The following is an 11,577-nucleotide window of genomic DNA, read 5'->3' as shown; positions in this document are numbered from 1 at the left end:
GAAGGCGACCCCGCGCAAGCGCAGCGCGTGAGCCGCCCGCCTCAGCCCGCCCGGCGGCTCACGCGCTGCGCTTGCGCGGGGTCGCCTTCTTCGCCTGCTGCTTCTTCGCGGCGGTCTTCGACGTGCTCTTCGCCGTCGACGTGCTCTTCGTGGCCGCCGTCTTCTTCGCCGCCGTCTTCTTGGCGGCCGTCTTCGCCGTCGACTTCCGCGCGGGCGCCGCCGTCTTCTTCGCCGCGGTCTTCGCCGTCGACTTCTTGGCGTCCGTCTCCTTCGGTGTCGACCGCGACGACCGCGAGGCGGTCTTGCGCCCCTTCAGCTCCGTCACCGAGGCCTCGGACGGCGCCTCGCCCCGGGCCTCCTTCGCCGCCTTGACGCTGCTCTCCAGCGCCGCCATCAGGTCGATGACCTGGCCGCCGCCCTCCTTGTCGGGCTCCGGGGGCGCCACCCCCTCGCCGCCCTCCGCCTTGGCCGCGATCATCTCCTCGACCGCCTCGCGGTAGTCGTCGTGCAGGGAGCTCAGGTCGACCTCTCCCAGTGTGGCCATCAGCGCGTCGGCCAGGTCGAGTTCGGCCTCGCGCACCGCGACGGGCGACTCCGGGGCGACCCCCTCGGGCGCGCGGATCTCGTCGGGCCAGAGCAGCCCGTGCATCGCGATGACGTCGTCCACGACCCGGAGCATCCCGAGCCGTTCCCGCCCGCGCAGGGCGTACTTCGCCACCGCCACCTTGTCGCTGCGCTTGAGCGCCTCGCGCAGCAGGGTGTACGGCTTGGCGGCGGGGACGCCGTTGGCCGAGAGGTAGTAGGCCGCGTCCATCTGGAGCGGGTCGATCTCGCCGGCCGGGACGAAGGACACGATCTCGATGGTCCGGGCGGTCGGCAGCGGCAGGGACGCCAGGTCCTCGTCGGTGATCGGGATCATGGTCCCGTCGGCGTCCTCGTAGGCCTTGCCGATCTCCGCCTGGGAGACCTCCTCGCCGTCCAGCTCGCACACCTTGCGGTAGCGGATCCGGCCGCCGTCCTCGGCGTGGATCTGGCGGAAGGACACGGACCGGCTCTCGGTGGCGTTGACCAGCTTGATCGGGATGCTGACCAGGCCGAAGGAAATGGCGCCGTTCCAGATGGATCGCACGTTTATTCCCTTTCTCCGTGATTGAACGAGAGTGCCCGATTCGTGGGATTCTCATCGTATGACGCCGATCACGGAGGTGGAGGGGCGGCGGCTGTCGCTCAGCAACCTGCACAAGGTCCTCCACCCGGCCACCGGCACCACCAAGGGCGAGCTGCTGCACTACTACGCCACCGTGTCCGCCGTGCTCCTCCCCCACCTTCGCGACCGGCCGGTGTCGTTCCTGCGCTATCCCGACGGACCGGACGGGCAGCTCTTCTTCACCAAGAACCCGCCGCCCGGCACGCCCGCCTGGGTGAAGACCACCCCGGTGCCGCGCTCCGAGGACCCCCGCGCCCGCCAGGTGATGATCCAGGACCTGCCCTCGCTGATGTGGGCGGCGAACCTCGTCGTGGAGTTCCACACGCCCCAGTGGCGGGCCGAGGCGCCCGCGGTCGCCGACCGGCTCGTCCTCGACCTCGACCCGGGACCGCCCGCGACCGTGGTGGAGTGCTGCCGTGTGGCGCTCTGGCTGCGTGAGCGGCTCGCGGCCGACGGGCTGGAGGCCTTCGCCAAGACCTCCGGGTCCAAGGGCCTGCATCTGCTGGTGCCACTGGAGCCGACACCGTCCGAGCAGGTCTCGGCGTACGCGAAGCAGCTCGCCGTCCAGGCCGAGGCCGACCACCCCTCGCTCGTCCTGCACCGGATGAACCGGGCCCTGCGGACCGGCAAGGTCTTCGTCGACTTCAGCCAGAACGCCGCCGCCAAGACCACCGCGACGCCCTACACCCTGCGCGCCAGGGAGCGGCCGACCGCCTCCGCGCCGGTGACCTGGGACGAGGTGTCGGCCTGCCGGGCCCCGGCGGAGCTGGTCCTGCTCATGGACGACATCGCGCCACGTCTGGAGCGGTACGGGGACCTCCTCGCGCCGCTCCTCGACCCCGACCGGGCGGGGGCCCTGCCGTGAGCACCGTCGTCCTCCGGCCTCCGGTCGGCGTCATGCGCCCCCGGGCGGCCGACGAGATCCCGGCGCAGGGCAGCGTGCCGGGCGGGCTGCAGTACTCCCTCAAGCTCGACGGCTTCCGGGCCCTCGCCTTCGTGCTGGAGGACGGGCGGGTCTTCCTGCAGTCCCGCTCGCAGCGCGACCTCTCGCGCGAGTTCCCCGGGATCGCCGCACAGCTGCGGGCCCAGCTGCCGGAGGGCACCGTCCTCGACGGCGAGCTGTGCGCGTACCGCGAGGGCAGGCTCAGCTTCACCGACCTGCTGCGCTCGCCCGGCGACCGGGCCCGGCTGGGCGTCCCCGTCTCGTACGTCGCCTTCGACGTCCTCGCCCTGCCCGGCCGGGACGTCCGCACCCTCCCGCTGCGGGAGCGCTGGGATCTGCTGGGGGCCGCGCTGGCGGACGCGGTGCCACCGCTCCAGCGCGTACTGGCGACGCAGGACGAGGAGACCGCCCGCGTGTGGTTCCGCGACCTGCGGGCGGTGGGGGTCGAGGGAATCGTGGCCAAGGCCCTGGACTCGGCCTACCGCCCCGGCGGCACCTGGTCCTGGCGCAAGATCCGGCACGCGGACACCCGGGACGGCACGCTCCTCGGGATCTACGGCCCGCCCGAACGCCCCCGCGCCCTCCTCGTGGCCCTGCCCGACGGCCGGACCGTACAGACCTCGCCGCGGCTCACCCCGCCCCAGTCGCGCCAGGTCGCCGAGCTGGTCGGGGACCTCCTGGATGAACCGGCCGTCCACCCGGACCACCCGGACGCGGGACCGGTGCGRCTGCTGGCCGACCCCCTGCTCGTGGAACTCCGCCAGGCCGCGGGCCGCCACGAGACGGCCCGCTTCGTACGGATCCGCGCGGAGGGCTGAGGGGGGGCCGGGCGCGGGGCGGACTCCGTGGAGCGCACCGGTGCCGCCGCGGGCCGATCCTGCAAGATCGCCCGGACAGGACCTGGCCGTACGCGCGAGTCCGGCGGGAGTGCGGTGTGCGAGTACGGCGATGCGCTCCCGGAGAACGCACGCCCCTACGGCGCGGTCGTGGGCACCCCGGGGGGCGGGGTCCGGCCGGATTCGAACGTGGACCTCAGGTAGAGGCGCGTGGTGCCGGGTACGACCTCATGGGCGTACACCTCGGCGCACATTCCCGGATCGACGTCCGCCGGGTCGGCGTCGTCCGGCACGGCGGCCGCCCCCGGACAGGCGTCACCGTGCAGCAGACCCTCGACGAGGGTCTCGGGCTCGGGGAGCCCGAGATGCGCGAAGCCGTCGGCGCGGCTGAAGTCCGCGCCCTGGGGTTCGGTGTTGCGGATCAGCCGGGTGCCCTTGGGGGTGAGGGGCGCGAGGTACGCCGTCGCCTCCCGCGTCGGCAGGGTGAAGCTGAGCAGCCCGGTGTCGTACCGCTCCCCGGACTTGTAGCCGGCCCGCCGGTCCGCGGCCCCGGCCGGGATCGGCAGCCCCAGCCGCTCGCTCGTCCACGCGGGCGTCGCCCCCGCCGCCCACATCAGCGAGGGCAGGTCCTGGATCATCACCTGGCGGGCGCGGGGGTCCTCGGAGCGCGGCACCGGGGTGGTCTTCACCCAGGCGGGCGTGCCGGGCGGCGGGTTCTTGGTGAAGAAGAGCTGCCCGTCCGGTCCGTCGGGATAGCGCAGGAACGACACCGGCCGGTCGCGAAGGTGGGGGAGGAGCACGGCGGACACGGTGGCGTAGTAGTGCAGCGCCCGGCACCCACCGGCCCGGCGCCCGTACGACCCGACCCGGAGGAATCCGTGAGACCGCTCGGTCCGCCCCTCGCCGCCGCGGCCCTGCTGGCCGTGGCGCTGCCCACCCTCACCGGGTGCGGCGACGAGGGCGGCCTGAGCAGCGCGGGAGCCACCCCGACCGCCGTGGGCCCGGTCCGGCTCTGGCCCGCTCTGCCGCCCGCGACCGCCCCGCCCTTCGACTACGGCGAGACCGAGACCCAGCGCGTCCCCGGCATTGAGGCCCCGGACAACGACGTCCACCGCGTCGACGCCGTGGCCGTGGTCCAGGCCGAGGTGAAGGCGCACCCCCGCACGTACAGCGGCCCCGACGGGCTGTACGCCGAGACCGCCGCGAAGATCGGCCGTTGCACGGAGCAGCCCACGGCCTGCCCCGTGATGCGCCCCTACTACCGGGACCTGACCGGCAACGGCCGCGACGAGCTGATCGTCGGGATCCGGATGCCCGAGCAGCAGGTCGGCGTGCGGGTCTACCTCGCCGAGAACGGCGGCCTCACCCGGATCATGTCGACCGTCGACCAGGTGGTCAGCGTGGATCTGGCGGGCCGGGACCTCGTCATGCGGACCAGCTCGGCCGGCATCCCGGGGTACGAGTACCGCACCGCCTGGACCTGGGACGAGGAGCAGGGAGCGATGCTGGCGACCCGCGACGAGATCGTCCGGGTGAAGCCGCGCGGCGCGTCCGCCTCGCCCGCGCCCGAGCCGAACTTCGTCGAACCCACGCCCACGCCCGGACCCGCCGCCACCTCGTCCGGGCCGCCCGCGCCCACCGGGTCCGGGGCCCTCGACCCCGAGGCGCTCGCCCCGTTCGGGGACCGCCCGTGAAGTCCCGGCCGCGGCTGCCCGCGTGGACGGCGACGCTCACCTGGAAGTCCGCCGTCTTCATCACCGTGATGTGCTGCGCCCTCGCGGCGATCCTGGGCACCCTCGTGCACGTCTCGGTGACCCGCCGGACCGTCGACGACGCGCGCGAGCGGGCCCTGGCACGGCTCGCCACGGCCACCCGGGCGTACGAGGCGGGCGAACCCCTCCCCCGGTTCGCCGGCGTCGACCCGGCGGCCCTGCCCGCCGCGCTGCGCGCGCTCGCCGTGGGCGGCGAGCGGGGGACGGTGGTCGCCGACGCCGACGGACGGCCGACGATGTGGGCGGCCGGCCCCGCCGACGGCCGCGCCCTGGCCGTACGGACGGACTACACGACCGGCGCGGAGACGATCGCCGGACTCGACCGCTCGATCCTCGGCTCCTCGGTGCTGGCCATCGGGCTGACCCTGCTCGTCGGCGCGTTCGCGGTCACGCGGGTCACCCGGCGGCTGCACCTCACGGCCCAGGTGGCCCGGCGGATCAGCGCCGGCGACCTCGACGCCCGGGTCGACGACCCCCGCACGCGCGACCCCTCGCGCACCGAGGACGAGGTGGCGGCGGTCTCCGGGGCACTGGACACCATGGCGTCCTCGCTCCAGCGCAAGCTCCAGAGCGAGCAGCGCTTCACCGCCGACGTCGCCCACGAGCTGCGCACCCCGCTGACGGGGCTCTCGGCCGCCGCCGAACTCCTGCCGGAGGGCCGCCCCTCGGAGCTCGTACGGGACCGGGTGCGCGCGATGCGGGCGCTGACCGAGGACCTGCTGGAGATCTCGCGCCTCGACGCGGGCACCGAGACGGTGGATCTCGCCGTGCACGAGCTCGGGCCACTGGCGGAGCGGGTGGTGCGCGCCTCCGGCACGCCGACCGAGGTGCGGATCGTGCGGGACGCGACGGTCGAGACGGACCGCCGGCGCCTGGAGCGGGTGCTCGGCAACCTCGTCGCGAACGCCCACCGGCACGGCGCGCCGCCGGTCGTGCTGACCGTGGACGGACCGGTCGTGTCGGTGCGGGACCACGGTGCGGGGTACCCGGCGTACCTGATCCAGGACGGGCCCCAGCGCTTCCGCACGGAGAGCGGCGGCAAGGGCCACGGCCTCGGCCTGACGATCGCGGCCGGGCAGGCGGAGGTGATCGGCGCCGAACTGGTCTTCGCGAACGTGCCGCGCACGACCGACGGCCCGGACGACGCGAGCGGCCCGGGCAGCCCCGACGGCCCGGGCGGTCCGGACGGCGGCGGGGCACTCGCGCGCCTGACCCTGCCGGAGTACGTACGCTTCGACGACCGCGACGACTCCGACGACCGTCCCGACCCCCACGGCCGTCCCGACGACCCCGACGACCGCGACGATCCCGAGGGCTGACGGCACACCGTCACACAAAAGGGACATAAGGCTTACTGCTTGCTACGTTGCGGACCATGACCGCAACGCGAGCGGACGCTCCCCCGCCCGGGCTACGCAACCCGAAGCGCCGCGGCGTGGAACTCTCCCTCCTCGTCTGCGCCGTCCTCGTCTCCGTCCTCGGCTACGCCGAGGTCGGCCTCGCCCGGTACGGAGCCGTCCCCCCGGACGCCGCCCGCTACGGCGCCGGACTCGGCCTGCTCGCGCTCCTCGCCCATCTCGCGGTCCGCTTCCGCGCCCCGTACGCCGACCCGCTGCTGCTGCCCATCGCCGTGCTCCTCAACGGCCTGGGTCTGGTGCTGATCTACCGGCTCGACCTGGAGACGCCCGGCGACACCGCCGCCCCGACCCAGCTCGACTGGTCGACGCTGGGCGTGGGCCTGTTCATCGCCGCGGTCGTCCTGCTGCGCGACCACAGGGTGCTCCAGCGGTACGCGTACCTCTCCGTGGCCACCGCCCTGGCCCTGATGCTCGTGCCGATCTTCTTCCCCGCGGTGAACGGCGCCCGGATCTGGATCCGGGTCGCCGGACTGTCCTTCCAGCCGGGCGAGTTCGCCAAGATCCTGCTCGCGGTGTTCTTCGCCGCGTACCTCGCCGCCAACCGCAACGCGCTGGCGTACACCGGCCGCAGGATCTGGCGGCTCCAACTGCCCACCGGCCGGGTGCTCGGCCCGATCGTGGCGATCTGGGTGATCAGCGTCGGGGTCCTGGTGCTGGAGCGCGACCTGGGCACCTCCCTGCTCTTCTTCGGCCTCTTCGTGATCATGCTGTACGTGGCGACGGGCCGGACGGGCTGGATCGCGGTCGGCCTGCTGCTCGCGGGCGTGGGCGCCTTCGCGGTCGGCTCCCTCGAACCGCACGTGCACACCCGGGTCGAGGACTGGCTGCACCCCTACGCCTCCATCGAGGCGGGCGACGGGCCGAGCCAGCTCGCGCAGTCGCTCTTCTCCTTCGCCGCCGGCGGGATGCTCGGTACCGGCCTCGGGCTCGGGCACTCGGTCCTCATCGGGTTCGCCGCCAAGTCCGACTTCATCCTCGCGACGGCGGGCGAGGAACTCGGACTGGTCGGCCTGACCGCCCTGTTCCTGCTGTACGCGCTGCTCGTCGCCCGCGGTTTCCGCGCCGGGCTCGCACTGCGCGACCCCTTCGGCCGGCTGCTCGCGATCGGCCTCGCCTCGATCCTGGCGCTCCAGGTGTTCGTGATCGCGGGCGGGGTGATGGGACTGATCCCGCTGACCGGGATGGCGATGCCGTTCCTGGCGCAGGGCGGCTCGTCCGTCGTCACCAACTGGGTCATCGTGGCCCTGCTGATCCGGCTCAGCGACTCGGCCCGCGCGCCGCACCCCGAGACCGTGGAGACCGGGATCGTCGCACCGGTCGCGGAGGACGCCCGGTGATCCCGTACATCCGGCGCGCCGCCGGGCTGTGCCTCGTCCTCCTCGTGGCCCTGCTGGTCAACGCCGCGCGGGTGATGGTCATCGAGGCCGACGAACTGGACGAGAACCCGGCCAACCGGCGCATCGCCATCGCCCGCTACGGCCAGCCGCGCGGCACCATCAAGGTCGACGGCCGGCCGGTGACCGGCTCGCGGGACAGCGGACAGCAGCTGCGCTACGAACGGACCTACACCCAGGGCCCGTTGTACGCGCCCGTGACCGGCTACGCCTCCCAGACCTACGGCACGACGCTGCTGGAGAACGCCGAGGACTCCGTCCTGGCCGGCACGGACCCGATGCTGGCGCCGCTGCCGTTCTGGAACGACGTCAGCCGGGCCCGGAACCCGGGCGGCACCGTACTGACCACCATCCGGGCCTCGATGCAGGAGGCCGCCTACCGGGGCCTGGAGGGCAAGCGGGGCGCGGTCGCGGCGATCGAGCCGTCGACCGGGAAGATCCTCACCCTGGTCAGCTCGCCCTCGTACGACCCCGGCGTCCTCTCCGGAACGGGCCGGGAGGTCAAGGACGCCTGGGCGCGACTGAACACCTCGCCGCACCAGCCGATGCTGAACCGGGCGCTGCGCCAGACCTACCCGCCCGGCTCCACCTTCAAGATCGTGACGGCGGCGGCGGCCCTGGACGCGGGCGTGGTGAGGGACGTCGACGCGCCGACGGACACCCCGGACCCCTTCGTGCTGCCGGGCACCCGCCAGGTGCTGCCGAACGAGGCGAAGGGCTGCGCGGACGCCTCGCTCGCGTACGCCATCCAGTGGTCGTGCAACACGGTGATGGCCGGGCTCGGGGTGAAGGTGGGCCTCACCGGGATGCTGGACACCGTGGGTGGCTTCGGCTTCAACGACACGGGCCTGCGGGTGCCGTCGTGGGTGGCCAAGTCGAACTTCGACCGCGAGATGAGCGACGACCAGCTGGCGCTGTCGTCGATCGGCCAGTTCGACACGACGGCGACACCGCTCCAGATGGCGATGGTGGCGGCGGCGGTCGCGAACAACGGCGAGATCGCGGCCCCGCACCTGGTCGACCGCACCACGACCTCGGGCGGCCGCACGGTCGACACGACGGGCCGCAGCAGCTACCGCCAGGCGATGCGCCCCTCGACGGCCACGCAGCTCCAGCGCCTGATGGTGAAGGCGGTCGAGGAGGGCACGGGCACGAACGCGGCGATCCCGGAGGCGATCGTCGGCGGCAAGACGGGCACGGCCCAGCACGGCTTCGGCAACACGGGCACCCCGTACGCCTGGTTCATCGCCTGGGCCCAGGCGAAGGACTCCGCCCAGCCGGCGGTGGCGGTGGCGGTGGTGATCGAGGACGCGGAGGCGAGCCGCACGGACATCAGCGGCGGCGGCAGCGCGGCCCCGATCGCCCGCGCGGTGATGGCCGAGGCACTCCACCTGGAGGCGACGGGGCGGGGGCGTCCGTAGGAACGTCGCAGGTTTCCCCGGCGCCCCCCGCGCTCAGGCGTTGCCCCTGTTCAGCGGCTCGGCCGCGTCGAGCAGGTACTGCGGCAACTTCGCACGCGCGTCCAGCACCTCGACACCGAGGAGGCGCATGTCCCCGTCGAAGTCGAGGTTGATCATGCCGTCGACCCGGTCGGGATCGCACGGATACATGTGCGCCACCTTCGTGGGCGGCGCCGCGGGATCGGTGAAGTAGAGATACGCGGCGTTCGCCTCGGCGTCGTAGGTGACCTTCAGGTGGGTCATGGCGTCTCCTTCCTGATCGGATCGACGCGGTCTCGGCGCCGGGAAAGCAAAGAGTGCTGCCCACCGGAGTTGATCCGGTGGGCAGCACTCTTCCTCATGGGACCGAGGGATCGTCAGGCTTCCTCGGGACCGGACTCGAAGAAGCTCCGGTTCTTCCTCCGCTGGTAGGAGGGTTCGGCCCGCGCCATCCAGGCGTCGATGTCAGCGGCCATGGCCGGGAACTTCTCCTTGAGAGGCTCCGCCAGTTCCGCGATCTCCTCCCAGGAGTCGGCCAGGTACGTCTCGTTCTCCATTCCGATCGCGACTTCCACGCGGAACGGATCGTCCGACTTCAGCCACTGCCTCGCCCGCTCGGTGATCCGTGCGACGTCTGCGGCGTCGATGATCCACGACATGGAGAGCAGTTGCTCGGACACGTACCCGGGAACGACGTTCGGGGCCCGGTGCTCGACCAGGAAATCCATGACGTCCTCAACGTCCACGGATCACAACCTCCTGTACACGCGATGCTCGTAGGCGATCTTCGTCGGATCGATCTCCCCACCGTCTGCGCGCCGCATGACACCGAACAGATGGTCGGGGTGGACTCCGGTCCCGGAGCTGACCAACTCGAAGCCTGCTTCACGCATGGCCTCCTCGCTGATCTTCCTGAACTTGTTCGCCTTGGCGGCCGAAACGATCAGGATGCCGCCTCGCTGCATCACACGAGCCGTCTCGGACGACACCGGATTGAATCCGAACGGATTGACGGCATGAACTGTACTGAAGGTGCCGTCGTCGAAGGGCAGGTTGCTCGCGTCGGCCTGTCGGACGTCAGGGTGCCCCGGGTTGAGAGCCAAGAAGGCGGCGATCGAGAAGGCCAAGAAGGAAGCCGCACAGAGAGCGAAGAAAAAGGCAGCCGAACAGGCCAAGAGAACCGCCGACAAGGCCGGCGGGGGTTCGCGGAGGTGCGGGGAGCCGGCGGAGGTGCGGGCGCCGGACCTGTCGCGGGCCGCGTCCGGCGCGGGACTCTCAGTCCCCCTCGGCTCCGTCGGCGCCGCCCTGCGCGATCGCCTCCGCGACCTCCTCGACCCGTTCCCGCTCCTCCACGGCGAAGCGTTCACGGTCCAGTCGCTCCGCGATCTCCTCGTCCTGGGTCATCAGCAGGTCCAGATCGGAGTCGCCGAGGTCGAGGACGCCCATGTCCACGTACGCCTTCTGCAGGCGCGGCCCCCAGAGTCCGATGTCCTTCACGCACGGCACGATCCTGCTGAACAGCAGCTTGCGGAAGAGGTGCAGGAACTCGCTCTCCTCGCTGAGCTGTTCGGCCTCCTGCTTCGGGATGCCGAAGTTCTCCAGGACCTCGACCCCGCGCAGCCGGTCCCGCATCAGGTGGCAGCCCTCGATGACGAACTCCTCGCGTTCCCGGAGTTCCGCGTCCGACAGCTGCCGGTAGTAGTCGCGCAGGGCCATCCGCCCGAAGGCGACGTGCCGGGCCTCGTCCTGCATGACGTAGGCCAGGATCTGCTTCGGCAGCGGCTTGTCGGTCGTGTCGCGGATCATCCCGAACGCGGCGAGCGCGAGGCCCTCGATCAGCACCTGCATGCCGAGGTACGGCATGTCCCAGCGCGAGTCCCGGAGGGTGTCGCCGAGGAGGCCCTGGAGGTTGTCGTTGATCGGGTAGAGCATCCCGATCTTCTCGTGCAGGAAGCGGCCGTAGATCTCGGCGTGCCGGGCCTCGTCCATCGTCTGCGTCGCGGAGTAGAACTTGGCGTCCAGGTCGGGAACGGACTCGACGATCCGGGCCGCGCAGACCATCGCGCCCTGCTCGCCGTGCAGGAACTGGCTGAACTGCCAGGCGGCGTAGTGCCGTCGCAGGTCGCCCTTGTCCTTCTCGGTCATGCGGTCCCAGTGGCGGGTGCCGTGGAGGGTCAGCACGTCGTCCGGGGTTCCCAGCGGGTCGTACGGGTCGACCTCCAGGTCCCAGTCGATGCGGGTGGCGCCGTCCCACTGCTTGTCCTTGCCCTTCTGGTAGAGCGCGAGGAGACGGTCGCGACCGTCGTCGTACTCCCAGTTGAAGCGGGCCGAACCGGACGCCGGAACGGGCCAGATGGGGTCTTCCGGGGCTTTCGTGTAAAGGTCGCGCGTCGACACTGACGACTCCTTCGTTCACCGGAGGTGGTCCTGTCCGGCAGGCTGACACCTTGCTAGACACTCGGTCAACAAGTCGCGCACAGGGGATTGACGGGCTTGCTGACGAGCAGTCTCATAAGAGGCGACCGCCGGTAATGACCTCCCGTCACGCGACCGCGAGCCCACAGCGAG

General features: G+C 72.1%; 11 protein-coding genes and 1 pseudogene. 6 read left to right on the top strand and 6 right to left on the bottom strand.

Features of this window, described 5'->3' with window-relative positions:
- Nucleotides 1-58 precede the first annotated feature (58 nt).
- Nucleotides 59-1,129: a non-homologous end joining protein Ku gene (ku, locus tag EAO71_RS31745; RefSeq protein WP_147981227.1), complete on the bottom strand. Its 1,071-nt coding sequence runs from the start codon at nt 1,127-1,129 to the stop codon at nt 59-61.
- 58 nt (nt 1,130-1,187) lie between these two features.
- Here ku and ligD (EAO71_RS31740) point away from each other — a divergent pair, with 58 nt between their 5' ends.
- Together ligD (EAO71_RS31740) and EAO71_RS31735 are read left to right on the top strand one after the other, a co-directional pair.
- Nucleotides 1,188-2,072, top strand: a complete 885-nt coding sequence (ligD, locus tag EAO71_RS31740) for a non-homologous end-joining DNA ligase (protein WP_147981226.1) — start codon at nt 1,188-1,190, stop codon at nt 2,070-2,072.
- On the top strand, nt 2,069-2,968 hold the full coding sequence (locus EAO71_RS31735) for an ATP-dependent DNA ligase (protein WP_261992432.1): 900 nt from the start codon (nt 2,069-2,071) through the stop codon (nt 2,966-2,968). The genes ligD (EAO71_RS31740) and EAO71_RS31735 overlap by 4 nt, the downstream gene beginning before the upstream one ends.
- Nucleotides 2,969-3,561: 593 nt before the next feature.
- Here the strand turns inward: EAO71_RS31735 and ligD (EAO71_RS31730) are convergent.
- Nucleotides 3,562-3,813 (bottom strand): annotated as a pseudogene (gene ligD, locus EAO71_RS31730) (non-homologous end-joining DNA ligase LigD); the annotation flags it as partial.
- Nucleotides 3,814-3,864: 51 nt separating this feature from the next.
- Between ligD (EAO71_RS31730) and EAO71_RS31725 the strand changes: the two are divergent.
- From EAO71_RS31725 to EAO71_RS31710, 4 genes are read left to right on the top strand one after another with little or no spacing between them, the layout of a single operon-like run.
- Nucleotides 3,865-4,680, top strand: coding sequence for a hypothetical protein (locus tag EAO71_RS31725; RefSeq protein WP_147981225.1), 816 nt, complete (start codon nt 3,865-3,867; stop codon nt 4,678-4,680).
- Nucleotides 4,677-6,077 (top strand): sensor histidine kinase, encoded by a 1,401-nt coding sequence (locus EAO71_RS31720; protein ID WP_147981224.1) that lies wholly within the window; start codon nt 4,677-4,679, stop codon nt 6,075-6,077. The genes EAO71_RS31725 and EAO71_RS31720 overlap by 4 nt, the downstream gene beginning before the upstream one ends.
- 56 nt (nt 6,078-6,133) lie before the next feature.
- Nucleotides 6,134-7,513, top strand: coding sequence for an FtsW/RodA/SpoVE family cell cycle protein (locus EAO71_RS31715; protein ID WP_147981223.1), 1,380 nt, complete (start codon nt 6,134-6,136; stop codon nt 7,511-7,513).
- On the top strand, nt 7,510-8,991 hold the full coding sequence (locus tag EAO71_RS31710) for a penicillin-binding transpeptidase domain-containing protein (protein ID WP_147981222.1): 1,482 nt from the start codon (nt 7,510-7,512) through the stop codon (nt 8,989-8,991). Before EAO71_RS31715 ends, EAO71_RS31710 begins: the two co-directional genes overlap by 4 nt.
- A gap of 33 nt (nt 8,992-9,024) precedes the next feature.
- Here the strand turns inward: EAO71_RS31710 and EAO71_RS31705 are convergent, their stop codons facing one another.
- The 4 genes from EAO71_RS31705 to EAO71_RS31690 all read right to left on the bottom strand — a co-directional run bounded on the left by EAO71_RS31705 (nt 9,025) and on the right by EAO71_RS31690 (nt 11,406).
- Nucleotides 9,025-9,273, bottom strand: coding sequence for a DUF2283 domain-containing protein (locus EAO71_RS31705; RefSeq protein ID WP_147981221.1), 249 nt, complete (start codon nt 9,271-9,273; stop codon nt 9,025-9,027).
- A 113-nt stretch (nt 9,274-9,386) separates the two neighbouring features.
- Nucleotides 9,387-9,755 carry a hypothetical protein gene (locus tag EAO71_RS31700; protein WP_147981220.1) on the bottom strand — a complete coding sequence of 123 codons (369 nt, stop codon included), beginning with the start codon at nt 9,753-9,755 and terminating at the stop codon, nt 9,387-9,389.
- A 3-nt stretch (nt 9,756-9,758) separates the two neighbouring features.
- The gene (locus EAO71_RS31695) at nt 9,759-10,136 is read right to left on the bottom strand and encodes a class I SAM-dependent methyltransferase (RefSeq protein WP_147981219.1); all 378 of its coding nucleotides are present in this window, start codon (nt 10,134-10,136) and stop codon (nt 9,759-9,761) included.
- A 148-nt stretch (nt 10,137-10,284) separates the two neighbouring features.
- Nucleotides 10,285-11,406 (bottom strand): ferritin-like domain-containing protein, encoded by a 1,122-nt coding sequence (locus EAO71_RS31690; protein ID WP_147981218.1) that lies wholly within the window; start codon nt 11,404-11,406, stop codon nt 10,285-10,287.
- Between the last annotated feature and the right edge of the window lie 171 nt (nt 11,407-11,577).

This window comes from Streptomyces sp. MS191, assembly GCF_008042125.1.
Classification (GTDB): Bacteria; Actinomycetota; Actinomycetes; order Streptomycetales; family Streptomycetaceae; genus Streptomyces.
The sequence above is the reverse complement of the archived record's forward strand: the minus strand, read 5'-3'. Positions and strand labels throughout refer to the sequence as shown.